The 20,117-nt window shown below is 66.6% G+C and carries 33 protein-coding genes; 2 read left to right on the top strand and 31 right to left on the bottom strand.

The genetic code is table 11. The annotated features are described in order from the left end of the window. Window positions 1-8 precede the first annotated feature (8 nt). The 6 genes from ABD705_RS07355 to ABD705_RS07330 all read right to left on the bottom strand — a co-directional run bounded on the left by ABD705_RS07355 (window position 9) and on the right by ABD705_RS07330 (window position 3,350). Window positions 9-1,004: a DNA-directed RNA polymerase subunit alpha gene (locus tag ABD705_RS07355; RefSeq protein WP_344782093.1), complete on the bottom strand. Its 996-nt coding sequence runs from the start codon at window positions 1,002-1,004 to the stop codon at window positions 9-11. A gap of 145 nt (window positions 1,005-1,149) precedes the next feature. Continuing rightward, window positions 1,150-1,548 (bottom strand): 30S ribosomal protein S11, encoded by a 399-nt coding sequence (rpsK, locus tag ABD705_RS07350; protein WP_344782091.1) that lies wholly within the window; start codon window positions 1,546-1,548, stop codon window positions 1,150-1,152. A 32-nt stretch (window positions 1,549-1,580) separates the two neighbouring features. Next, window positions 1,581-1,958: a 30S ribosomal protein S13 gene (rpsM, locus tag ABD705_RS07345; RefSeq protein WP_344782089.1), complete on the bottom strand. Its 378-nt coding sequence runs from the start codon at window positions 1,956-1,958 to the stop codon at window positions 1,581-1,583. A gap of 120 nt (window positions 1,959-2,078) precedes the next feature. Continuing rightward, entirely contained in the window at window positions 2,079-2,195 is a 117-nt protein-coding gene (gene rpmJ, locus ABD705_RS07340) for a 50S ribosomal protein L36 (RefSeq protein WP_344782087.1), read from the bottom strand. A gap of 59 nt (window positions 2,196-2,254) precedes the next feature. Continuing rightward, window positions 2,255-2,476, bottom strand: coding sequence for a translation initiation factor IF-1 (infA, locus tag ABD705_RS07335; protein ID WP_047544504.1), 222 nt, complete (start codon window positions 2,474-2,476; stop codon window positions 2,255-2,257). A gap of 196 nt (window positions 2,477-2,672) precedes the next feature. Next, a complete protein-coding gene (locus tag ABD705_RS07330; protein ID WP_344782084.1) occupies window positions 2,673-3,350 on the bottom strand; it encodes a helix-turn-helix transcriptional regulator in 678 nt (225 codons plus the stop codon). 137 nt (window positions 3,351-3,487) lie between these two features. Between ABD705_RS07330 and ABD705_RS07325 the strand changes: the two genes are divergently transcribed. Next, window positions 3,488-4,888: a carboxypeptidase-like regulatory domain-containing protein gene (locus tag ABD705_RS07325; protein WP_344782082.1), complete on the top strand. Its 1,401-nt coding sequence runs from the start codon at window positions 3,488-3,490 to the stop codon at window positions 4,886-4,888. A 109-nt stretch (window positions 4,889-4,997) separates the two neighbouring features. On the opposite strand, the gene ABD705_RS07320 is transcribed toward ABD705_RS07325, so the two are convergent. From ABD705_RS07320 to rpsJ, 24 genes are all read right to left on the bottom strand, one after another. Next, window positions 4,998-5,681 carry a DsbA family protein gene (locus ABD705_RS07320; RefSeq protein ID WP_344782080.1) on the bottom strand — a complete coding sequence of 228 codons (684 nt, stop codon included), beginning with the start codon at window positions 5,679-5,681 and terminating at the stop codon, window positions 4,998-5,000. A 100-nt stretch (window positions 5,682-5,781) separates the two neighbouring features. Then, the gene (gene map, locus ABD705_RS07315; protein ID WP_344782078.1) at window positions 5,782-6,615 is read right to left on the bottom strand and encodes a type I methionyl aminopeptidase; all 834 of its coding nucleotides are present in this window, start codon (window positions 6,613-6,615) and stop codon (window positions 5,782-5,784) included. 2 nt (window positions 6,616-6,617) lie between these two features. Next, a complete protein-coding gene (locus ABD705_RS07310; RefSeq protein ID WP_344782076.1) occupies window positions 6,618-7,220 on the bottom strand; it encodes an adenylate kinase in 603 nt (200 codons plus the stop codon). Beyond that, complete coding sequence (gene secY, locus ABD705_RS07305; protein ID WP_344782074.1) at window positions 7,217-8,539, bottom strand: preprotein translocase subunit SecY; 1,323 nt, start codon at window positions 8,537-8,539, stop codon at window positions 7,217-7,219. Before secY ends, ABD705_RS07310 begins: the two co-directional genes overlap by 4 nt. Window positions 8,540-8,675: 136 nt before the next feature. After that, window positions 8,676-9,302, bottom strand: coding sequence for a 50S ribosomal protein L15 (rplO, locus tag ABD705_RS07300; RefSeq protein WP_344782072.1), 627 nt, complete (start codon window positions 9,300-9,302; stop codon window positions 8,676-8,678). Beyond that, window positions 9,302-9,487, bottom strand: a complete 186-nt coding sequence (gene rpmD, locus ABD705_RS07295; protein ID WP_344782070.1) for a 50S ribosomal protein L30 — start codon at window positions 9,485-9,487, stop codon at window positions 9,302-9,304. The genes rplO and rpmD overlap by 1 nt, the downstream gene beginning before the upstream one ends. After that, the gene (gene rpsE, locus ABD705_RS07290; RefSeq protein ID WP_344782068.1) at window positions 9,487-10,209 is read right to left on the bottom strand and encodes a 30S ribosomal protein S5; all 723 of its coding nucleotides are present in this window, start codon (window positions 10,207-10,209) and stop codon (window positions 9,487-9,489) included. Before rpsE ends, rpmD begins: the two co-directional genes overlap by 1 nt. Beyond that, window positions 10,206-10,565: a 50S ribosomal protein L18 gene (gene rplR / locus ABD705_RS07285; RefSeq protein ID WP_344782066.1), complete on the bottom strand. Its 360-nt coding sequence runs from the start codon at window positions 10,563-10,565 to the stop codon at window positions 10,206-10,208. The genes rpsE and rplR overlap by 4 nt, the downstream gene beginning before the upstream one ends. 2 nt (window positions 10,566-10,567) lie before the next feature. Beyond that, on the bottom strand, window positions 10,568-11,104 hold the full coding sequence (gene rplF, locus ABD705_RS07280) for a 50S ribosomal protein L6 (RefSeq protein ID WP_344782064.1): 537 nt from the start codon (window positions 11,102-11,104) through the stop codon (window positions 10,568-10,570). Between the two features lie 6 nt (window positions 11,105-11,110). Further along, a complete protein-coding gene (rpsH, locus tag ABD705_RS07275; protein WP_344782062.1) occupies window positions 11,111-11,509 on the bottom strand; it encodes a 30S ribosomal protein S8 in 399 nt (132 codons plus the stop codon). An 89-nt stretch (window positions 11,510-11,598) separates the two neighbouring features. Further along, window positions 11,599-12,186: a 50S ribosomal protein L5 gene (gene rplE / locus ABD705_RS07270; protein WP_344782060.1), complete on the bottom strand. Its 588-nt coding sequence runs from the start codon at window positions 12,184-12,186 to the stop codon at window positions 11,599-11,601. Then, window positions 12,186-12,527, bottom strand: a complete 342-nt coding sequence (gene rplX, locus ABD705_RS07265) for a 50S ribosomal protein L24 (RefSeq protein WP_344782058.1) — start codon at window positions 12,525-12,527, stop codon at window positions 12,186-12,188. The genes rplE and rplX overlap by 1 nt, the downstream gene beginning before the upstream one ends. Before the next feature lie 2 nt (window positions 12,528-12,529). After that, window positions 12,530-12,898 carry a 50S ribosomal protein L14 gene (rplN, locus tag ABD705_RS07260; RefSeq protein ID WP_344782056.1) on the bottom strand — a complete coding sequence of 123 codons (369 nt, stop codon included), beginning with the start codon at window positions 12,896-12,898 and terminating at the stop codon, window positions 12,530-12,532. Between the two features lie 4 nt (window positions 12,899-12,902). Further along, window positions 12,903-13,244: a 30S ribosomal protein S17 gene (gene rpsQ, locus ABD705_RS07255; RefSeq protein ID WP_344782054.1), complete on the bottom strand. Its 342-nt coding sequence runs from the start codon at window positions 13,242-13,244 to the stop codon at window positions 12,903-12,905. Then, window positions 13,244-13,558, bottom strand: a complete 315-nt coding sequence (gene rpmC / locus ABD705_RS07250) for a 50S ribosomal protein L29 (RefSeq protein ID WP_344782052.1) — start codon at window positions 13,556-13,558, stop codon at window positions 13,244-13,246. The genes rpsQ and rpmC overlap by 1 nt, the downstream gene beginning before the upstream one ends. Then, window positions 13,558-13,977, bottom strand: a complete 420-nt coding sequence (gene rplP / locus ABD705_RS07245; RefSeq protein WP_344782050.1) for a 50S ribosomal protein L16 — start codon at window positions 13,975-13,977, stop codon at window positions 13,558-13,560. Before rplP ends, rpmC begins: the two co-directional genes overlap by 1 nt. Next, window positions 13,977-14,723, bottom strand: coding sequence for a 30S ribosomal protein S3 (rpsC, locus tag ABD705_RS07240; protein ID WP_344782048.1), 747 nt, complete (start codon window positions 14,721-14,723; stop codon window positions 13,977-13,979). Before rpsC ends, rplP begins: the two co-directional genes overlap by 1 nt. Beyond that, on the bottom strand, window positions 14,723-15,115 hold the full coding sequence (rplV, locus tag ABD705_RS07235) for a 50S ribosomal protein L22 (RefSeq protein ID WP_344782046.1): 393 nt from the start codon (window positions 15,113-15,115) through the stop codon (window positions 14,723-14,725). Before rplV ends, rpsC begins: the two co-directional genes overlap by 1 nt. 20 nt (window positions 15,116-15,135) lie before the next feature. Continuing rightward, a complete protein-coding gene (rpsS, locus tag ABD705_RS07230; RefSeq protein WP_344782044.1) occupies window positions 15,136-15,417 on the bottom strand; it encodes a 30S ribosomal protein S19 in 282 nt (93 codons plus the stop codon). Between the two features lie 13 nt (window positions 15,418-15,430). Then, window positions 15,431-16,270 carry a 50S ribosomal protein L2 gene (gene rplB / locus ABD705_RS07225; protein WP_344782042.1) on the bottom strand — a complete coding sequence of 280 codons (840 nt, stop codon included), beginning with the start codon at window positions 16,268-16,270 and terminating at the stop codon, window positions 15,431-15,433. Window positions 16,271-16,295: 25 nt separating this feature from the next. Next, complete coding sequence (gene rplW, locus ABD705_RS07220) at window positions 16,296-16,595, bottom strand: 50S ribosomal protein L23 (RefSeq protein ID WP_344782040.1); 300 nt, start codon at window positions 16,593-16,595, stop codon at window positions 16,296-16,298. After that, window positions 16,592-17,248 carry a 50S ribosomal protein L4 gene (gene rplD / locus ABD705_RS07215; protein ID WP_344782038.1) on the bottom strand — a complete coding sequence of 219 codons (657 nt, stop codon included), beginning with the start codon at window positions 17,246-17,248 and terminating at the stop codon, window positions 16,592-16,594. Before rplD ends, rplW begins: the two co-directional genes overlap by 4 nt. A gap of 4 nt (window positions 17,249-17,252) precedes the next feature. Beyond that, on the bottom strand, window positions 17,253-17,912 hold the full coding sequence (gene rplC / locus ABD705_RS07210) for a 50S ribosomal protein L3 (protein ID WP_344782036.1): 660 nt from the start codon (window positions 17,910-17,912) through the stop codon (window positions 17,253-17,255). Window positions 17,913-17,920: 8 nt separating this feature from the next. Continuing rightward, window positions 17,921-18,229 carry a 30S ribosomal protein S10 gene (gene rpsJ / locus ABD705_RS07205; RefSeq protein ID WP_029145857.1) on the bottom strand — a complete coding sequence of 103 codons (309 nt, stop codon included), beginning with the start codon at window positions 18,227-18,229 and terminating at the stop codon, window positions 17,921-17,923. A gap of 503 nt (window positions 18,230-18,732) precedes the next feature. Between rpsJ and ABD705_RS07200 the strand changes: the two genes are divergently transcribed. Further along, the gene (locus tag ABD705_RS07200; protein ID WP_344782035.1) at window positions 18,733-19,206 is read left to right on the top strand and encodes a nuclear transport factor 2 family protein; all 474 of its coding nucleotides are present in this window, start codon (window positions 18,733-18,735) and stop codon (window positions 19,204-19,206) included. A 105-nt stretch (window positions 19,207-19,311) separates the two neighbouring features. Here the strand turns inward: ABD705_RS07200 and ABD705_RS07195 are convergent, their stop codons facing one another. Next, a complete protein-coding gene (locus tag ABD705_RS07195; protein ID WP_344782034.1) occupies window positions 19,312-19,932 on the bottom strand; it encodes a hypothetical protein in 621 nt (206 codons plus the stop codon). Window positions 19,933-20,117: the final 185 nt, after the last annotated feature.

The raw sequence follows: 20,117 nt of genomic DNA, 5'->3' as shown, positions 1-20,117 counted from the left end.
AAAATCGATCAGGCGGTCTCGGTGTCGTCGTCGTACCCGCCGTAGAAGTGCGCGCCGTCGAAACCGGGCACGGAGTCCTTCAGCGACAGGCCGAGCGAGACGAGCTTGTCGCGCACCTCGTCGACCGACTTCTGACCGAAGTTGCGGATGTTCATCAGCTGCGTCTCAGAGAGGGCGACCAGCTCTGAGACGGTGTTGATGCCCTCGCGCTTGAGGCAGTTGTACGAACGCACCGACAGGTCGAGGTCCTCGATCGGCATCGACAGCTCGGTCGAGGCGACGGTCTCGACCGGCGCTGCGCCGATCTCGATGCCCTCGGCGTCGACGTTCAGCTCGCGGGCCAGGCCGAACAGCTCGGTCAGGGTGCGGCCGGCGCTGGCGACCGAGTCGCGCGGCGAGATCGACGCCTTGGTCTCGACATCCAGCACCAGCTTGTCGAAGTCGGTGCGCTCACCGGCGCGGGTCGCGTCGACGCGGTAGCTGACCTTGAGCACCGGCGAATAGATCGAGTCGATCGGCACCTGGCCGGCCTCGGCGTACTCGTTGCGGTTCTGCGTGGCCGAGACATAACCGCGGCCGCGCTCGATCGTCAGCTCCAGCTCGAAGCGCGCCGTGTCGTTCAGGGTCGCGATGACCAGCTCGGGGTTGTGCACCTCGACACCGGCGGGGGCGGAGATGTCGGCGGCGGTGACCTCACCGGCGCCGGTCTTGCGCAGGTACGCGGTGATCGGCTCGTCGCGCTCGCTCGAGACGACCAGCTGCTTGATGTTCAGGATGATCTCGGTGACATCCTCCTTGACACCGGGGATGGTGCTGAACTCGTGCAGCACGCCGTCGATGCGGATGCTGGTGACCGCGGCTCCCGGGATCGAGGAGAGCAGGCTGCGACGCAGCGCATTGCCGATCGTGTAGCCGAAGCCGGGCTCCAGCGGCTCGATGACGAAGCGGCTGCGGAACTCCCCGATCTTCTCCTCGGTGAGGGTGGGACGCTGTGCAATGAGCACTATGTGTTCCTTTCGTGCGACGTGCCCGCTATTTGACACGTGCAGTTGATGAGGTGTGTTGAGTTTTGTCCAGGGGATGCCTCATGCCGGGGCATCCCGAAGCGTGACCGGATGCCTCCACACGAGGCATCCGGTGTGCGAAATGTCAGACGCGGCGACGCTTGGGCGGGCGGCACCCGTTGTGGGCCTGCGGCGTGACGTCCTGGATCGAGCCCACCTCGAGGCCGGCGGCCTGCAGCGAGCGGATCGCGGTCTCGCGGCCCGAACCCGGACCCTTCACGAAGACGTCGACCTTCTTGACGCCGTGCTCGGCGGCCTGACGGGCGGCCGACTCGGCGGCCATGCCGGCCGCGTACGGGGTCGACTTGCGCGAGCCCTTGAAGCCCACGCCACCCGAGGACGCCCAGCTGATCACGGCGCCGGACGGGTCGGTGATCGAGACGATCGTGTTGTTGAACGTCGACTTGATGTGGGCGTGGCCCAGCGCGATGTTCTTCTTCTCTTTGCGGCGCGGCTTGCGCGCGGCGGTCTTGGCCTGTGCCATGTGTCTGTTCTCCTAAACCTGGGGGCGCGCTACTAGCGGCCGGCCTTCTTCTTGCCGGCGACGGTGCGCTTGGGGCCCTTGCGGGTGCGCGCGTTCGTCTTGGTGCGCTGACCGCGCACGGGCAGGCCACGACGGTGGCGCACGCCCTCGTAGGAGCCGATCTCGACCTTGCGGCGGATGTCGGCGGCGACCTCGCGGCGCAGGTCACCCTCCACCTTGTAGGTGCCTTCGATGTGGTCGCGGAGCGTGATGAGCTGGTCGTCGCTCAGGTCCTTGACGCGGATGTTCTCGTCGATCTCGGTCGCCTTCAGGATCTCGTTCGAGCGAGTGCGGCCGATTCCGTAGATGTAAGTCAGTGCGATCACCACGCGCTTATCGCGCGGGATGTCGACGCCGGCAAGACGTGCCATGCGGCTTCTCCTAGGAGTGTTGTGGAGGTGTGGAGCAGGATCGGTGCCCGGGCCTCCGCCCGAGGTGTCCCCCCTTGCGGGTTCTGATCCTGCCTGTGTTGATGAAGCGGATGCTTCGAATCAACCCTGACGCTGCTTGTGGCGCGGGTTGGCCTTGCAGATCACCATGACGCGGCCGTGACGACGGATCACCTTGCAGTGGTCGCACATGGCCTTGACGCTGGGCTGAACTTTCATGATGTTTCCTGTTCGCTGTCTTCGTACCGTGCACGCACGGCCGTTACTTCTCGACCGGTCTAGCGGTAGCGGTAGACGATGCGGCCGCGGGTCAGGTCGTAGGGGCTGAGCTCCACGACCACGCGGTCCTCGGGGATGATGCGGATGTAGTTCTGCCGCATCTTGCCTGAGATCGTGGCGAGCACCTTGTGTCCGTTGCTCAGCTCGACGCGGAACATCGCGTTGGGCAGGGCCTCGGAGATTGTGCCTTCGATCTCGATGACACCGTCTTTCTTCGCCATAGCCTCGCTATCGATTCTGCAGACCGGTCGATCTGCGGTGGGTGGGGTGGTGGTGCCGGCATCCCACCAGGGGACACGCCGAAGAAGGCGCAAGGCACCAAAGAATTAGTATACGTGCCCCAGCCAAGTCTCGGCAACTTGACGAGGCCGGATCCGCCGGTACCACTATATCTGGTTATTGACGACGTCTTTTCGACTACATGTCGGGGTGGGCGTTGTGGATGACGACGCAGCAGCGATTCGGGCGGAACGAGGGTTCGGCATGCGCCCGCTGCTGGGCCCCGCCGTCGAGAACGCCCTGAATCAGGTGCAGGTTGAGGCCGCACACGACGTCGCGGTGCTCTTCGGAGAGCGCGTGGAAAGGGCAGTTGCACAACTCGATGCTGTCGTCTGCGGCGGTGCGGGGCTGGTATCCGCACCTGCTCAAGACGGCGAGCAGGTCTCCCTGAGAGCCGGCACCGGCGTCGTGGCCGGCGTCGTAGGCGGCTCGGTTCACCGCATCGCGCACAGCCCCCGTGGCATCCCGTCCGACCGAGGAGACCAACAGCCTCGCCAGCAGCTCATAGTCACGCGGCGGCACGGTCAGCGCGAGATCTCGATCCGCGCGGAAGTAGATCTTCGCGGGGCGCCCGGCACCGGGCCCCGTGCGTCCCGGCGGTCGAGCGTAGCCGACGGTCAACAGGCCCGCATCCACGAGCTTGTCCAGGTGGTAGGCGGCCAGACTGCGGCTGATCCCCGCGGCCTCGGCGGCCTGGTCTCGGCCCGGCGGCTGATCGCAATCGCGCACGTAGGCGTACAGGCGCTGACGCACCGGATCGTCCAGAGTGCTCAGCCGGGCCAGCACATCCGCATCCAGCGAAGACTCGTCGCCCATCACGGCAAGATTCTATAACCAAACAGTATTGACAGAACCTTCAAAGGGAATACACTCTAAAAACCAAGTTAATTGGTCTTAGAAGCGATGCCGCACACAGCGGCACTCCGCTCCTGGCCAGGACTGAGAGGAACATCATGTTCAATGCACGCATTCCCCGCGCCGCCGGCGACGACGAACCCCCCGACGCCGGACGGCGCGGGTTCGGCCGCAGACGACTGGCCGCAGGGCTCGCCCTGGCCTCCGCCCTGGCTGTCGGCCTGGCGATGATGGTCGCCCAGCAGCCTGCCCAGGCGCTGACCAGCATCGACGGGCAATGGACCGTCGTGCACGGCGGCACCGGGCTGATCACCATGAACACCGACGGCACCTACACCTCCACGTGCGAGGTCTACCCCGACTATCCCGACGCGTGGTGTCCGGCGCCCTCGGGCACGTTCCAGTTCAGCACGCTGAGCACCGCCTCGGTGACCTTCACCGGCACCGACGGCAGCACCCACTCGTACCGGGTCTCCGGCCCCGTCTCCAGCCCCGACACCATCACGTCGGTGTTCGGCAGTCGCACCTATTCCCCTCTGGTGATGAAGCCGGGCTCTGACTTCGTCTGCACGGTATGGAGCGGCACCGGCACATCCTTCACGCAGTGGGGCATCAGCCCGGAGGTCTGGTACGACGCCGACAGCGAGCTCCTCTACGCTACGGGCTCGAATGACCTGGTCGGCCCGAAGAACATCGACACCCAGGTGAACCTGGCCGAGACCGCGCCGAATTACTTCCAGAACGGGCCGTGCGCTGGCCCAGACCCGAATCTCACGATGGCGTCCTTCATCCATATCGACAGCGTGCGCGACACCAGTGTTTCCTCTACGACGGCAACCTGGGCGCCGCAAGCGACCATCACGATCAAGGACCTCGCCGGCGACCCCGCCCCCGACACCACCGTCAGCGGAACATTCAGCGACGATTCCGGTGCAACGCTGCAGCAGAACACATGCGTCACCGCGGCGGACGGCAGCTGTACGCTCGGTGGTTTCACCCTCGACGACTCGGAGACCAGCACACAACTCTATGTGTACAGCGTGACCAAGTCCGGGGCGAGCTTCAATCAGCCGGTCAGCAGCGACCCCACAGCGCCGAGCATCAAGATTCTGACGCTCAACGAGCCGTCCGGTCCGGCGCCCACGCCCACGCCCACGCCGGTGACGTATCACGTCGGGGACTTGGACAACGTCACCATCCCGAGCTCGTCTCGGAACTGGAAGCCACTGGTGACGGCCACGGTGCTGGACGAGAACGGCGTCGCCGTCGCCGGGGCAACCGTCAGTGGGACGTTCACCGACAACAAAGGCACGGTGACCTGCACCACGACGGCCGATGGCACCTGCACGCTGGGTAACGTCACTCTTCGGCAGTCCGTCACGTCGACCGTGTTCACCGTCACCGACGTCGTGGAGTCCTCATCGGTCTATGCCTCGGGTTCCAACAGTGACCCGGATGGCGACAGCAACGGGACGGTGATCAGCATCCCCCGCCCGTAGCCGGACGATGCGGCTGACCGACGGTTCAGCCGCATCCGAGCCGAGATCCCCTGGACCATGCGCCCGGGGGATCTCGTCGTCGCTGCCGAACGTCACGGCTTCGCGCAGGCTACTTCAGGTTCGCCAGGATGTCCTTCTGCGGGTCGAACGTGACCGGAGTCATGGTGCCGTTGATCACGAGCGTCGGGGTGCCGGTCGCGGCGGCGGGCAGCTGCTTGGACCGCGCGTACTTCTGGAACGTGTTCGCCTTGATGGTCTTCTCCAGGGTGTCGGTCACGTTCACCCCGGCCGACTTGGCGATCTGGACGATCTGGTCGTCGGTGAGCCCGGCCGACTGCTCGGCGGGCTGATTGGCGAACAGCGCCTGCATGAACGCATACGCGTTGTCGGGGTCGGCCGCCGCCACCGCGAAGAACGCGCTGGCCGCGCGGCTGGAGTAGCCCGCCGGCGAGGTGCCGTTGTCGAGGATCGTGACCGGGTGCACATTCAGGGTGACGTTGCCGGCCTGCACCTGCTGGTTGATCGTGGCGCCCTCAGCCTGCTCGAAGTGGTTGCAGTAAGGGCAGAGGAAGTCGACGTAGGTGTCGACCTTGTTCTTGCCATCACCGAACGTGACGCTGCCGGCGTCGGTGTTGATGATCGATCCGCTCGGCGACTCGCCCGGAGAGGCGGCCTGCGTGCTCGCGGCGTTGTTGATCGCGATCACGACCCCGGTGACGGCGATCAGCACCACAACGGCGGCCACGCTCACCCAGATGGCGAACCAGTTCGTCTTGCGCACAGTGCTGGCCATGAATCTTTCCTCGTCGATTGGTTGGGCACTACCCGGATGGGTCCATCTTGCCCGGAAACGCTATGTGAGTGATGTGAGCGTGCTGTGGTCTTCGCCGGGATCAGGCGATCGGCACGGGCGTGACCCCGAACGCTGCGAGCCCGGCGGCCCCGCCATCGGGCGCGGTGAGCACCCAGATGCCGCCGTCGTGCACGGCGATGCTGTGCTCCCAGTGCGCACCGGCGGTGCCGTCGACGGTCGAGACCGTCCAGCCGTCGTCCCCGACGAACGTCGCGTCGCTGCCGGCCACGATCATCGGCTCGATGCAGATCGCCAACCCCGGCCGGATCTCGGGACCCGGCTCCGGCACCGTGTAGTTGAACACCGCGGGCGACTCGTGCATCTTGCGACCGATGCCGTGTCCGACATAGTCGCGCAGGATGCCGTAGCCGTGCCCCGATCCGTCGACGTACGCCTGCACGGCGGAGCCGACCTCGGCCAGGTGGGATGCCGATGCCAGCGCGGCGATGCCGGCCCACAGCGACCCTTCGGTCACGCGCGAGAGCTCGACGCGTTCGGCGACCAGGTCGGGGCGGTCCGGGTCGGGCACCACCACCGTGATGGCCGAGTCGCCATTCCAGCCGCGGTACTCGGCGCCGGAGTCGACGGAGACGATGTCACCGGGCTCGAGCACGCGCGCACCGGGGATGCCGTGCACGACCTCGTCATTGACCGAGACGCAGACGGTGTGCCGGTAGCCGCGCACCATCTGGAAGTTCGAGATCGCGCCGCGCGCCGCGATCGCGGCGGCGGCCGCGGCATCCAGCTGCAGCGTCGTGGTGCCCGCGACGATCAGGGGGCGCACGACGTCCAGCGACGCGGCCGTGATCAGGCCGGGCTCGATCATGCCGCGCAGCTGCGCGGGCGACTTGTAGATGCCGCGACGAAGCGCCACGATCAGACGGCCGCCGAGCGGGTGATACCGCGGGCGGCCAGCGCGGCCTGGATGCGGTCGGTGATCTCGTCGAGCGTGCCGACCCCGTCGATCTGGTCGACGATGCCGCGTTCGCGGTACACATCCAGGATCGGCGCCGTCTCGCGCTCGTAGATCGACAGCCGCTTGGCGATGGCCTCGTCGGTGTCATCGGTGCGGCCCTGCTGCTGCGCGCGCAGCGACAGCCGCGCCATGCTCTCGGCGCGCGGCACCTCGAGCTCGATGACGGCGTCCAGCTGCGCGTCCAACTCGGTCAGGAAGCCGTCCAGGTCGCGCACCTGCGCCACGTTGCGCGGGTAGCCGTCCAGCAGAAATCCCGCGGCGGCGTCATCCTGCGCCAAGCGGTCGCGCACGATCTGACCAGTGAGCTCGTCCGAGACGAGCTCGCCGGCGGCGGTGATCGCCTTGACCTGCTCGCCCAGCGGGGTACCGGCGGCGATGTTCGCGCGGAACACGTCGCCGGTCGAGACGGTCGGGATGCCGAGGGCCTCGGCGATGCGGGCGCCCTGAGTGCCCTTGCCCGAGCCCTGCGGGCCGACGATCAGCAGGCGGGCCGTGGCGGTCATCGGAGCAACCCTTCGTAGTGGCGCTGCTGCAGCTGCGCGTCGATCTGCTTCACCGTCTCGAGCCCGACACCGACCATGATGATGATGGATGCGCCGCCGAACGGGAAGTTCTGGTTGGCGCCGACGGTGGCCAGCGCGATCAGCGGGATCAGCGCGACCACACCCAGATAGATGGCGCCCACCGACGTGATGCGGTTGATGACGTACTCGAGGTACTCGGCGGTGGGCCGGCCGGCGCGGATGCCGGGGATGAACCCGCCGTACTTCTTCATGTTGTCGGCCATCTCGACCGGGTTGAACGTGATCGCGACGTAGAAGAAGGTGAACCCGACGGTCAGCAGGAAGTAGATCAGCCAGTACAGCGGGTGGTCGCCCTTGACCAGATAGTTGTTGATCCAGACCACCCAGCCTGCCGGAGCCTGCCCGGCCACGGGCTGGTTGAACTGGGCGATCAGCGCCGGGATGTACAGCAGCGACGACGAGAAGATGACCGGGATCACGTTGGCCATGTTCATCTTGATCGGGATATACGTGTTCGTGCCGCCGTAGGTGCGGCGGCCCACCATGCGTTTGGCGTACTGCACGGGCACGCGCCGGATGGACTGCTCGACGAACACGATCAGCGCGATGATCACGATGCCGATGGCCAGCACCAGCAGGAAGACCTCGAAGCCCTGCGACTGGCGGATCGACCACATCGCGGCCGGGAAGGTGGCGACGATCGAGATGAAGATCAGGATCGACATGCCATTGCCGACACCCTTCTCGGTCATGAGCTCGGCGAACCACATGATCAGACCCGTGCCGGCGGTCATCACCATGATCATCAGCATCTGCGCCCACCACGCGTCGTTGGTGAGCACCTGCTGGCACGCCGGAGCGCTGGACCCGGCGAACAGCTGCCCGCTGCGGGCCACCGTGACCAGCGTGGTCGACTGCAGCAGGGCGAGCGCGATGGTCAGGTAGCGGGTGTACTGGGTGAGCTTGGCCTGGCCGGACTGGCCCTCCTGATAGAGGGTCTCGAAGTGCGGGATGACCACGCGCAGCAGCTGCACGATGATCGCTGCGGTGATGTACGGCATCACGCCGAGGGCGAAGATCGACAGCTGCAGCAGTGCACCGCCGGAGAACAGGTTCACCATCGACAGCAGGCCCTGCGTGCTGCCGCTGGACTTCAGACACTCCTGGACGTTGCCGAAGTCGACGAACGGGGTCGGGATGTGCGCGCCGAGACGGTACAGCACGATGATCGCGAGCGTGAAGCCGATCTTCCGTCGCAGGTCGGGTGTACGGAAGACCCGGGTGATGGCACTGAACAAGTGGATTCCTCCAGAAAAGGGCACACGCGAAGTGCGCACAGACAACCAGCGTATCCCAGCACGGCTGTCGTGCGTGTCGCGGAACCAAATGCGAAACGGGGCCGGAGGATTGCTTCTCCGACCCCGTTTCCAGGTATTACTCCGCGACGGCGGGTGCCACGGTGCCGCCGGCGGCGACGATCTTCTGCTCGGCGGAGCCGGAGATCTTGTCGACGGCGACGTTCAGCTTCACGGCGATGTCGCCCGAGCCGAGCACCTTGACGCGCTCGTTCTTACGGACCGCACCCTTGGCGACCAGGTCGCCGACGGTCACATCGCCACCGGCCGGGTACAGCTCGGCGAGCTTCTCGAGGTTCACGACCTGGTACTCGACGCGGAACGGGTTCTTGAACCCGCGCAGCTTCGGCGCACGCATGTGCAGCGGCAGCTGGCCGCCCTGGAAGCCGGGGCGCACCTGGTAGCGCGCCTTGGTCCCCTTGGTGCCGCGGCCGGCGGTCTTGCCCTTCGAGCCCTCACCGCGACCGACACGGGTCTTCGCGGTGTTGGCGCCGGGGGTCGGCCGCAGGTGGTGCACCTTGAGCACACCCGGACGCGCGGGTGCGACATCCTTCTTCACCGTCGCCTTCTTCGCAGGGGCGGCCTTCGGGGCCTTGCCTGCCTTGTCGGCTGCGGCCTTGGCCGGTGCAGCCCCTGCGGCAGCCTTCTTGGCGGGAGCCTTCTTCTCGGCCTCGACGGCCTCGGTCTTCTCGGCCTTGTCAGCCATTAGTCGATCTCCTCAACGTTCACGAGGTGGGCGACGGTCTTGACGTAGCCGCGCGTCTGCGCGTCGTCGGGACGGACGACACTGTCGCCGATCCGCTTGAGACCGAGGCTGCGCAGCGTGTCACGCTGGTTCTGCTTCTCGCTCACCTTGGACTTGGTCTGTGTGACCTTCAGACGGGACGCCATCAGGCACCTACCTTCTGCTCACGTGCGGCGGCGGCATCCGCCGCCTCGGCACGAATCAGACGTGCCGGCACGACCTGGTCATAGTCCAGACCGCGACGGGCGACGACGGCGCGGGGCTCCTCGAGGCTCTGCAGCGCCTTGACGGTCGCGTGCACGATGTTGATCGTGTTCGACGAACCCAGCGACTTCGAGAGCACATCGTGGATGCCGGCGCACTCCAGGACGGCGCGCACCGGACCACCGGCGATGACACCGGTACCGGCGGCGGCCGGACGAAGCAGCACGACACCGGCGGCGGCCTCACCCTGCACCGGGTGCGGGATGGTCTTGAGCACTCGCGGCACGCGGAAGAAGTTGCGCTTGGCCTCTTCGACGCCCTTCGAGATCGCCAGCGGCACCTCCCGGGCCTTGCCGTAGCCGACACCCACGACGCCGTTGCCGTCACCGACGACCACCAGGGCCGTGAAGCTGAACCGACGACCACCCTTGACGACCTTCGACACGCGGTTGATGGTCACCACGCGCTCGAGGAACTGGTTGTCGCCCCGGTCGCGCGAGTTGCGGTCGCGGCCGCCCCGGTCACGGGAGTTGCGGTCGCCACGACCGCCACGACGGGACTCGCGCTCGGTCCCGCCCGCCGCGGTGGCACCGGCGGTGCCCGCGGCGGTCTGCTCGGGAGCGGACTGCTCGGCGGTCACTTCGGTCTCCTTGTTGTCACTCACAGGTTCAGCCCTCCTTCGCGGGCGCCGGATGCGACAGCGGCGACGCGACCGGCATACCGGTTGCCGCCGCGGTCGAAGACGACCTCGTCGATCCCGGCGCTCTTCGCGCGCTCTGCCACCAGCTCGCCCACCTTGTGGGCCTTGGCGGTCTTGTCACCGTCGAACGAACGCAGGTCGGCTTCCAAGGTGGAGGCGCTGGCCACGGTGTGGCCCTTGCTGTCGTCGACGATCTGCACGAACAGGTGGCGCGCCGAGCGCGTCACGACCAAGCGCGGACGCGCCTGCGTGCCCACGACCTTCTTGCGAAGGCGGGCATGGCGACGCGCACGCGCGTCGGACTTCGACTTCACAGCCATGCTTACTTACCAGCCTTTCCGGCCTTGCGCCGCACGATCTCGCCGGCGTAGCGCACGCCCTTGCCCTTGTACGGCTCGGGCTTGCGGATCTTGCGGATGTTGGCGGCCGCCTCGCCGACGGCCTGCTTGTCGATGCCGCTGACGGTCACCTTGTTGTTGCCTTCGACGGTGAACGTGATGCCGGCGGGGGGCTCGACCAGCACCGGGTGCGAGAAGCCGAGCGCGAACTCGATCGAGCCGCCCTTCTGCTGCACGCGATAGCCGGTGCCGACGACCTCGAGGCCCTTGGTGTAGCCGGCGGTCACGCCCACGATGTTGTTGTGGATCAGGGTGCGGGTCAGCCCGTGCAGCGAACGCGACTCGCGCTCGTCGTCGGGACGGGAGACCAGGACCTGGCCCTCCTCGACCTTGACCTCGATCGGGCTGGCGACGGCGAGCGACAGCTCGCCCTTGGGCCCGGTGACCTGCACCTGGCTGCCGGCGACCTGCACGGTCACACCGGCCGGGATGTCAATGGGAAGACGTCCGATTCGTGACATCGTCGATCACCACACGTAGGCGAGGACTTCCCCACCCACGCCCTTCTGCTCGGCCTGGCGATCGGTGAGAAGGCCAGAGGAGGTGGACAGGATGGCAACGCCCAGGCCGCCCAGCACGGTGGGCAGCTCGGTCGAGCGTGCGTACACGCGCAGACCGGGCTTGGACACGCGCTTGATGCCGGCGATCGACCGCTCGCGGTGCGGGCCGTACTTCAGCGTCAGGGTCAGCGTCTGGCCGACGCGGGCGTCGCTGACGGACCATCCGGCGATGTAGCCCTCGCGCTTGAGGATGTCGGCGATGTTCTTCTTGAGCTTGGAGCTCGGCAGCGAGACGTCGTCATGGTGCGCCGAGTTCGCGTTGCGCAGACGGGTCAGCATATCTGCGACCGGGTCTGTCATTGTCATGTGTTGATTCCTTTGTTCACCAGGTTTCGAGCGCCGTTACACGGCGCGCGACCTGTGGTGGTGGTGAGGTGTTCAGTTGTGGATGCGGCTCACGCCGCGTCGTCGGCCTTGAACGGGAAGCCGAGGTGCCGCAGCAGAGCCCGGCCCTCGTCGTCGGTGGTGGCGGTGGTCACGACGGTGATGTCGAAGCCGCGCACCCGGTCGATGCGGTCCTGGTCGATCTCGTGGAACACGGACTGCTCGTCCAGGCCGAACGTGTAGTTGCCGTGGCCGTCGAACTGCTTGCCGGACAAGCCCCGGAAGTCGCGGATGCGCGGCAGTGCGAGGTTGACCAGGCGGTCCAGGAACTCCCAGGCACGGTCGCCGCGCAGCGTGACGTGCGCGCCGATGGGCTGGCCCTCGCGCAGCTTGAACTGCGCGATCGACTTGCGTGCCTTGGTCACGATCGGCTTCTGGCCGGTGATCTTGGTGAGGTCGTCGACCGCGCCGTCCATCACCTTGCTGTCGCGAGCCGCCTCGCCGACACCGGTGTTGACCACGACCTTGACCAGTCGCGGGATCTGCATGACATTGCCGTAGCCGAACTCATTCTGCAGCTTCTGCTGGATCTCGCTGCGGTACTTCTGCTTCAGGCGCGGCTGGATCTTGCCAGCCTCCGCGGCAGTGGTGGTGCTCATCAGAGGTCCTTACCTGACTTCTTCGCGAAGCGAACGCGAACCGTGCGCTTGACGCCGTCCTTGATCTTCTCCTCGACCCGGTGACCGACACGGGTCGGCTTCTTGGTCGAAGGGTCGACGACGGCGACGTTGGAGATGTGGATCGGGGCTTCCATCGTCTCGATGCCGCCCGTCTTGGTGCCGCGCTGGGTCTGGCTGACCCGGCTGTGCTTGGTGACGAAGTTCACGCCCTCGACGATGACGCGGTTCTGCTCGACGAGGATCTCGAGGACCTTCCCCTGCTTGCCGCGGTCTGCGCCGGACAGGACCTGAACCAGGTCGTCCTTCTTGATGTTCGCCATGATCAGATGACCTCCGGTGCCAGCGAGACGATCTTCATGAACTTCTTGTCGCGAAGCTCACGGCCGACCGGGCCGAAGATGCGGGTGCCGCGGGGCTCCCCGTCGTTCTTCAGCAGCACGGCGGCGTTCTCGTCGAACTTGATGTACGAGCCGTCGGCGCGACGGGTCTGCTTGACCACGCGCACGATGACGGCCTTGACGATGTCGCCCTTCTTGACGTTTCCGCCGGGAATGGCATCCTTCACCGTCGCGACGATGGTGTCGCCCAGGCCCGCGTAGCGGCGGGCGGACCCGCCCAACACGCGGATGGTGAGCAGCTCTTTGGCGCCGGTGTTGTCGGCGACCTTGAGTCGGGACTCGGTCTGAATCATCTGTCTACTTCGCCTTCTCGAGGATCTCGACCAGACGCCAGCGCTTGGTGGCGCTCAGCGGGCGGGTCTCGTCGATGGCGACCAGGTCGCCGATGCCGGCGGAGTTGTTCTCGTCGTGCACCTTGACCTTGCTGGTCACGCGCAGCACCTTGCCGTAGAGCGCGTGCTTGACGCGGTCCTCGACCTCGACGACGATCGTCTTGTCCATCTTGTCGCTGACGACGTAGCCGCGGCGCGACTTGCGGTAGCCACGGGCGCCCGCCTGGCGGACGTCGTGCACGCCGTGCTCGTGGCCGGCAGCCTGAGGCGCGGACGCCTCAGCGGGTGCGGTCTTGTCGGTGGCCATCACTGCGCCTCTTCCTTCTCGGCGACCTCGGATGCGGCATCCGACTTCTTCGCCTTGCTCTTCTTCGCCTTGGCCGTTTCGACGGGGGCGGGGGTGGCCCGGATGCCGAGCTCGCGCTCGCGGATCACGGTGTACAGCCGCGCGATGTCGCGCTTGACCGCACGGATGCGGCCGTGGCTGTCCAGCTGGCCGGTGGCCGACTGGAAGCGCAGGTTGAACAGCTCTTCCTTGGCCTTGCGCAGCTCCTCGACGAGGCGCTGGTCTTCGAACGTGTCGAGCTGGGTCGTGGCCAGCTCCTTGGTGCCGATCGCCATTACGCGTCGCCCTCCTCGCGCTTGATGATGCGTGCCCTCAAGGGCAGCTTGTGGATGGCACGGGTCAGCGCCTCACGAGCAAGCTGCTCGTCGACGCCCGCGACCTCGAACAGGACGCGGCCCGGCTTGATGTTCGCGATCCACCACTCCGGCGAGCCCTTGCCCGAACCCATGCGGGTCTCGGCGGGCTTCTTGGTCAGCGGACGGTCGGGGTAGACGTTGATCCACACCTTTCCGCCGCGCTTGATGTGCCGGGTCATCGCGATACGCGCGGACTCGATCTGCCGGTTGGTCAGATACGCCGAGGTCAGCGCCTGGATGCCGTACTCACCGAAGGAGACCTTCGTGCCGCCGGATGCCTGGCCCGTGCGCCCCGGGTGGTGCTGCTTGCGGAACTTTACTTTACGGGGGATAAGCATTACGCCGATGCTCCTTCTGCGACGGGCGCCTCGCTGCGCGGCCCGCGACGCGGACGGTCGCCGCCACGGGCGGGCTTCTGGTTCGCCTGCTCGCGCGCGAGCTCCTTGTTGGTGAGGTCGCCCTTGTAGATCCAGACCTTCACGCCGATGCGGCCGAAGGTGGTGCGGGCCTCGTAGAAGCCGTAGTCGATGTTCGCGCGCAGCGTGTGCAGCGGCACCCGGCCCTCGCGGTAGAACTCCGACCGGCTCATCTCGGCACCGCCGAGGCGGCCCGAGACCTGGATGCGCACGCCCTTGGCACCGGCGCGCTGGGCGCCCTGCAGACCCTTGCGCATCGCGCGCCGGAACGCCACGCGAGCAGACAGCTGCTCGGCGATGCCCTGCGCGACCAGCTGCGCGTCGGCCTCGGGGTTCTTGACCTCGAGGATGTTCAGCTGGATCTGCTTGCCGGAGAGCTTCTCCAGCTCGCCGCGGATGCGCTCGGCCTCGGCGCCGCGACGACCGATCACGATGCCCGGACGGGCCGTGTGGATGTCGACGCGGACGCGATCGCGGGTGCGCTCGATCTCGATGTTGCTGACACCGGCACGGTCGAGGTTCTTCGCCAGGAGCTTGCGGATCTTGATGTCCTCGGCGACGTAATCGGCGTAGCGCTGACCCGGCTTCGTCGAGTCGGAGAACCACCGCGACACGTGGTCGGTGGTGATGCCGAGGCGGAAGCCGTACGGGTTGACCTTCTGTCCCATTACTTGCTCGCCTTCTTCGTTGCGGCGTCGGGCTCGGCGACCTCGGGGGTCGCCAGCACGACGGTGATGTGGCTGGTGCGCTTCTTGATCTGGAACGCGCGGCCCTGTGCCCGAGGCTGGAAGCGCTTGAGCGTCGTCCCCTCGTCCACGAAGGCGTTCTTCACGTACAGATCCTGCTCGTCCAGGAACTCGTTCTCCTGGTCGGCCTTCACGCGGGCGTTGGCCATTGCCGAGTGCACGAGCTTGTAGATCGGCTCGCTCGCACTCTGCTGGGCGAACTTCAGGATGGCAAGGGCCTCTTCGGCCTGCTTGCCCTTGATCAGGGCGACGACACGACGAGCCTTCTGAGGCGTCACGCGGATGTGTCGCACGCGTGCGATGGACTCCACCATTTCTTCTCCTCTGCCGCGCCTCAGCGCCGGCGGCCCTTCTTGTCGTCCTTCACGTGGCCGCGGAAGGTGCGGGTGGGCGCGAATTCGCCCAGTTTGTGTCCGACCATGCTCTCGCTGACGAACACCGGGATGTGCTTGCGGCCGTCGTGCACGGCGATCGTGTGGCCGAGCATGGCCGGCACGATCATCGAGCGGCGCGACCACGTCTTGATGACGTTCTTCGTACCCGCCTCGTTCTGGACGATGACCTTGCGAAGCAGGTGCTCGTCGACGAAGGGGCCCTTCTTAAGACTGCGTGGCATCTTCTGTTCCTACCTACTTGCGCTTCTTGCTGGCGGTGCGACGGCGAACGATGTACTGATCGCTCTCTTTGTTCGCGTGACGGGTGCGGCCCTCGGGCTTGCCCCACGGGGTGACCGGGTGACGACCACCGGACGTGCGGCCCTCGCCACCACCGTGCGGGTGGTCGACGGGGTTCATCACGACACCGCGGACGGTCGGGCGGATGCCCTTCCAGCGGTTGCGACCGGCCTTGCCCCAGTTGATGTTCGACTGCTCGGCGTTGCCGACCTCGCCGATCGTGGCGCGGCAGCGGGCATCCACATTGCGGATCTCGCCGCTGGGCAGCCGCAGCTGCGCGTACGGGCCGTCCTTGGCGACCAGCCGCACGCCGGTGCCTGCCGAGCGGGCCAGCTTGGCGCCGCCGCCCGGACGCAGCTCGATGGCGTGCACCACGGTGCCGGTGGGAATGTTGCGCAGCGGCAGATTGTTGCCGGGCTTGATGTCCGCCGACGCGCCGGACTCGACGATGTCGCCCTGGCTCAGCTTGTTCGGCGCCAGGATGTAGCGCTTGGTGCCGTCCACGTAGTGCAGCAGCGCGATGCGCGCCGTGCGGTTCGGGTCGTACTCGATGTGCGCGACCTTGGCGTTGACGCCGTCCTTGTCGCCACGACGGAAGTCGATGACGCGGTACTGACGCTTGTGTCCACCGCCGATGTGGCGGGTGGTGATGCGGCCCTGGTTGTTGCGACCACCGGTCTTGCTCAGCGGGCGCAGCAGCGACTTCTCGGGCGTCGATCGGGTGATCTCGGCGAAGTCAGCCACCGACGAGCCGCGGCGGCCCGGGGTCGTGGGCTTGTACTTGCGAATAGCCATGTTCTGTAGTCCTTCGTCCCGACCGTCAGCCGACTGCCGTGAAGATGTCGATGGTGCCCGAGCGCAGCGTCACGACGGCGCGCTTGGTGTCCTTGCGCTTGCCGGCGCCGAAGCGGGTGCGGCGGATCTTGCCGACGCGGTTGAGCGTGTTCACCGACGCCACCTTGACGCCGAAGATCTTCTCGATCGCGAGCTTGATCTCGGTCTTGTTGGCGTGGGTGTCCACGTAGAACGTGTACTTGCCCTCGTCGATCAGTCCGTAGCTCTTCTCCGAGACGACCGGCTTCAGGATGATGTCGCGCGGGTCCTTGTTCAGGGCAGTCATGCCGAGACCTCCTCAGGGGCACCGCTCTTGGACGCGACGAACGCGTCGAAGGCGGCCTTGGTGAAGACGATGTCGTCGGAGACGAGCACGTCATAGGCGTTGAGCTGGTCGAAGGTCAGCACGTGCACGTACGGCAGGTTGCGCACGCTCTTGACTGCGACGTCGTCTTCGCGCTCGATGACCACGAGCACGTTCTTGGTCGCGCCGAGCTGCTCGAACACCGCGGCGGCAGCCTTGGTGGACGGCGTGCCGTCGAAGCCGAACGAGTCGACCACGTGCAGCCGGTCACCGCGGGCGCGGTCGCTGAGCGTGCCCAGCAGCGCTGCGGCGATCATCTTCTTGGGCGTGCGCTGCGCGTAGTCGCGCGGCTTCGGCCCGTGCACGATGCCACCACCGGTGTGCTCAGGCGCACGGATCGAGCCCTGTCGGGCGTTGCCGGTGCCCTTCTGCTTGAAGGGCTTGCGGCCCGAGCCCGAGACCTCACCGCGACGCTTGGTCGAGTGGGTGCCCTGGCGTGCCGCCGCGAGCTGCGCGATGACGACCTGGTGGATCAGCGGGATGTTGGTGTTGACGTCGAACAGGGCGGCGGGCAGCTCGACCGAACCGGTCTTCTTGCCGTCTGCCTTGCGGACGTCGAGGGTCAAGTCAGTCATGGACTCAAGCACCCTTCACTGCGTTGCGGACGTAGACGATGCGGCCTCGGGCACCGGGGACGGCGCCCTTGACCAGCAGCAGACCCTTCTCGGCGTCGACGGCGTGCACCGTGAGGTTGAGGACGGTCACGCGCTCGCCGCCCATCCGGCCGGCCATGCGCATGCCCTTGAAGACGCGGCTCGGGGTCGACGATGCGCCGATCGAACCGGGCTTGCGGTGGTTGCGGTGTGCACCGTGCGAGGCCGAGACGCCCTTGAAGTTGTGGCGCTTCATGACACCCGCGGTGCCCTTGCCCTTGCTGGTGCCGACGACGTCGACCAGCTCGCCGGCGGTGAAGGTGCCGTCGACGGTGAGCTCCTGACCGAGCGTGTACTCAGCGGCATCCGCCGTGCGCACCTCGGTGACGTGGCGCCGCGGCGTCACGCCGGCGGCGTCGAAGTGGCCCTCGAGCGGCTTGGTGACCTTGCGGGGGTCGATCTGCCCGGCCGCGATCTGCACGGCGGTGTAGCCGTCCTTCTCGGGCGTGCGAACCTGGGTGACCACGTTCGGGGAGATCTCGATGACCGTGACGGGGACGAGCTGTCCCTGTTCGGTCCACACCTGGGTCATGCCGAGCTTGGTGCCCAGCAGTCCCTTGGAAGTCTTCTGTGTCTTGTCAGCCATGTCGAGCCTCAGAGCTTGATCTCGATGTTCACATCGGCCGGCAGGTCAAGGCGCATCAGCGAGTCGACGGCCTTGGGCGTGGGGTCGATGATGTCGATCAGACGCTTGTGGGTGCGCATCTCGAAGTGCTCGCGGCTGTCCTTGTACTTGTGCGGCGACCGGATGACGCACACGACGTTCTTCTCGGTCGGCAGCGGCACCGGGCCTACGACGGATGCGCCGGCTCGGGTCACCGTGTCGACGATCTTGCGGGCCGAGGAATCCAGGCCGGCGTGGTCGTACGACTTCAGGCGAATGCGGATCTTCTGTCCCGCCATTGTCTGCTCACTCTCTATGTCGCGTCATACGCTCTCGCGCATTGGACGCACTGTGGCGCTGTATCGCGCCCTGTCACGTGCACCGGCTGAAACCGACGATGCTGCACCGCTGTTCTGCTGTCACACCGGAATCGCTCCCGGCTCCCGAGCACGCGAATACCCGGGGGCATCGGAATGTGTGGGATTGGCGCACAGCAGTCGAAACCGAGGTCCGAGCTGTGCTCGTTCTGCTACCCGCCGCCTAGGATCTGCGCGTCGCGCTTGCCTATGCACTGCTCTGGCAGTGATCCGGCGGCACGCAGGCGCGCACACCGGAATGTGGAACCTCAGTAGTCTACGTGCATCCCGGGCGTGTCGCAAATCCCGCCCGGGGCTGCCGAGAAGGTGCGTTCTGCGCCGAGAAGGTGCGTCGGGGCGAGTTGACGGATCCGCTCGATCCGCCCCACCCCCCTGCCCCACGGTGTAGACACGGCTACAGGAGTACCTCATCGATTGGAGTCATCATGGAAGATCCCCGCCCGCCGTTGCCGCCGTTCACCCGCGAAAGCGCGATCGAGAAGGTCCGTCTCGCCGAGAACGCCTGGAACACGCGCGATGCCGAACGCGTCGCCGGCGGATACTCGATCGACAGCCGGTGGCGCAATCGCGACCAGTTCGTGGTCGGGCGCCCCGCCATCATCGAGTTCCTGCGCGGCAAGTGGGAACGCGAGCTGGACTACCGGTTGATCAAGGAGATGTGGCTGTTCGATGCCAACCGCATCGCGGTGCGGTTCGCGTACGAGTCGCACGACGCAACCGGGCAGTGGTTCCGCTCATTCGGCAATGAGTACTGGGAGTTCAACCCGGACGGACGCATGCAGGTACGGCATGCGAGCATCAACGACATCCCGATCGCCGAATCCGACCGCAAATACCACTGGGATGCCTCCGGCCCGCGTCCCGCGGACCATCCCGAGTTGCGCGACCTGGGCCTGTAGCCCCGCGCCGCGCCACTGCTCCCCCGGCGAGAAGGCGCGTTTCCCGGCGAGAAGGCGCGTTCTCCGGGAACTCGGTGTCCCACCCCGCGAACGTCACCGCCCGAATCATCCGCCGTAGAGCCCGATCGACCGAAGCCACCGCGCGAACTCCTCTATATCCGGCATCCGGTCGAATCCCCAGCGGTCGACATCCCATCCAGTTGCACGACGTACCTTGATTTCGCGCATCCGCTGGTCAGCCAGCACCTCGTCGACCGATCGCTCCGCGAGCATCTGGGGATCGGTGTACTTCACGTCGCCATCGAACTCCGCCCACCGGCGAAGCTCGGGCCACGCGAAGTCGAGCAGTGCATATCGGCCGCCGCCGAGCTCGACGCGATACTGCAATTCGGGCTCAGCAACGCCCAGAAGCCACATCCACAGTCTGCTCAGGCTCTTGCCTGGACCATCCGCGCGCCCGTCTGCGAAGCTCGCCGTCACACGCGCCTGTCGGATACCCCGGGCGCCGGGATGCTCGTGAATGCGTCGCACCACACTCGCGCGGAACTCCTCCGCACGGGCAACGTCGTACGTATTGTCCTGACCGTTCCAGGCGACCTTCCGCAGAGCGGCATCGAACGCGACGACCGCAGCCTCGAGGGAGAACTCGCGGGTCGCGTCATAAACGGTGCGCTCGAGGGATGTCACGCGAAGACCATCGATCTGGACGATGTCGCCGTCGGGCAACGGCACGTGCCGCCGTGAACTGGACCTGTGCACGGCACAGTCGGGGCGTCTCGGCGGGAAAGGGGCCTCTTCGGCGAAAGGGGCGGGAAATGGAAATGGCCACCCGTGGGTGGCCATTTCGTGAAGTTGAGTCCGGCGGTGTCCTACTCTCCCACAGGGTCCCCCCTGCAGTACCATCGGCGCTG

The sequence above is a fragment of the Microbacterium kribbense genome (assembly GCF_039537285.1).
Lineage (GTDB): Bacteria > Actinomycetota > Actinomycetes > Actinomycetales > Microbacteriaceae > Microbacterium > Microbacterium kribbense.
The sequence above is the reverse complement of the archived record's forward strand: the minus strand, read 5'-3'. Positions and strand labels throughout refer to the sequence as shown.

Excerpts from the sequence above, each read along its gene's own strand:
- rpsK (WP_344782091.1), bottom strand. The coding sequence starts at position 1,548 with ATGGCACAGGCCAAGACCGCCGCGCGCAAGCCGCGCCGCAAAGAGAAG.
- rpsM (WP_344782089.1), bottom strand. The coding sequence starts at position 1,958 with ATGGCACGTCTTGCCGGCGTCGACATCCCGCGCGATAAGCGCGTGGTG.
- rpmJ (WP_344782087.1), bottom strand. The coding sequence starts at position 2,195 with ATGAAAGTTCAGCCCAGCGTCAAGGCCATGTGCGACCACTGCAAGGTG.
- infA (WP_047544504.1), bottom strand. The coding sequence starts at position 2,476 with ATGGCGAAGAAAGACGGTGTCATCGAGATCGAAGGCACAATCTCCGAG.
- ABD705_RS07330 (WP_344782084.1), bottom strand. The coding sequence starts at position 3,350 with ATGGGCGACGAGTCTTCGCTGGATGCGGATGTGCTGGCCCGGCTGAGC.
- ABD705_RS07325 (WP_344782082.1), top strand. The coding sequence starts at position 3,488 with ATGTTCAATGCACGCATTCCCCGCGCCGCCGGCGACGACGAACCCCCC.
- ABD705_RS07320 (WP_344782080.1), bottom strand. The coding sequence starts at position 5,681 with ATGGCCAGCACTGTGCGCAAGACGAACTGGTTCGCCATCTGGGTGAGC.
- ABD705_RS07310 (WP_344782076.1), bottom strand. The coding sequence starts at position 7,220 with ATGACCGCCACGGCCCGCCTGCTGATCGTCGGCCCGCAGGGCTCGGGC.
- rplO (WP_344782072.1), bottom strand. The coding sequence starts at position 9,302 with ATGGCTGACAAGGCCGAGAAGACCGAGGCCGTCGAGGCCGAGAAGAAG.
- rpmD (WP_344782070.1), bottom strand. The coding sequence starts at position 9,487 with ATGGCGTCCCGTCTGAAGGTCACACAGACCAAGTCCAAGGTGAGCGAG.
- rplR (WP_344782066.1), bottom strand. The coding sequence starts at position 10,565 with ATGGCTGTGAAGTCGAAGTCCGACGCGCGTGCGCGTCGCCATGCCCGC.
- rplF (WP_344782064.1), bottom strand. The coding sequence starts at position 11,104 with ATGTCACGAATCGGACGTCTTCCCATTGACATCCCGGCCGGTGTGACC.
- rpsH (WP_344782062.1), bottom strand. The coding sequence starts at position 11,509 with ATGACAATGACAGACCCGGTCGCAGATATGCTGACCCGTCTGCGCAAC.
- rplE (WP_344782060.1), bottom strand. The coding sequence starts at position 12,186 with ATGAGCACCACCACTGCCGCGGAGGCTGGCAAGATCCAGCCGCGCCTG.
- rplX (WP_344782058.1), bottom strand. The coding sequence starts at position 12,527 with ATGGCGAACATCAAGAAGGACGACCTGGTTCAGGTCCTGTCCGGCGCA.
- rplN (WP_344782056.1), bottom strand. The coding sequence starts at position 12,898 with ATGATTCAGACCGAGTCCCGACTCAAGGTCGCCGACAACACCGGCGCC.
- rpsQ (WP_344782054.1), bottom strand. The coding sequence starts at position 13,244 with ATGGCCACCGACAAGACCGCACCCGCTGAGGCGTCCGCGCCTCAGGCT.
- rpmC (WP_344782052.1), bottom strand. The coding sequence starts at position 13,558 with ATGGCGATCGGCACCAAGGAGCTGGCCACGACCCAGCTCGACACGTTC.
- rplP (WP_344782050.1), bottom strand. The coding sequence starts at position 13,977 with ATGCTTATCCCCCGTAAAGTAAAGTTCCGCAAGCAGCACCACCCGGGG.
- rpsC (WP_344782048.1), bottom strand. The coding sequence starts at position 14,723 with ATGGGACAGAAGGTCAACCCGTACGGCTTCCGCCTCGGCATCACCACC.
- rplV (WP_344782046.1), bottom strand. The coding sequence starts at position 15,115 with ATGGTGGAGTCCATCGCACGCGTGCGACACATCCGCGTGACGCCTCAG.
- rpsS (WP_344782044.1), bottom strand. The coding sequence starts at position 15,417 with ATGCCACGCAGTCTTAAGAAGGGCCCCTTCGTCGACGAGCACCTGCTT.
- rplB (WP_344782042.1), bottom strand. The coding sequence starts at position 16,270 with ATGGCTATTCGCAAGTACAAGCCCACGACCCCGGGCCGCCGCGGCTCG.
- rplW (WP_344782040.1), bottom strand. The coding sequence starts at position 16,595 with ATGACTGCCCTGAACAAGGACCCGCGCGACATCATCCTGAAGCCGGTC.
- rplD (WP_344782038.1), bottom strand. The coding sequence starts at position 17,248 with ATGACTGACTTGACCCTCGACGTCCGCAAGGCAGACGGCAAGAAGACC.
- rplC (WP_344782036.1), bottom strand. The coding sequence starts at position 17,912 with ATGGCTGACAAGACACAGAAGACTTCCAAGGGACTGCTGGGCACCAAG.
- rpsJ (WP_029145857.1), bottom strand. The coding sequence starts at position 18,229 with ATGGCGGGACAGAAGATCCGCATTCGCCTGAAGTCGTACGACCACGCC.
- ABD705_RS07200 (WP_344782035.1), top strand. The coding sequence starts at position 18,733 with ATGGAAGATCCCCGCCCGCCGTTGCCGCCGTTCACCCGCGAAAGCGCG.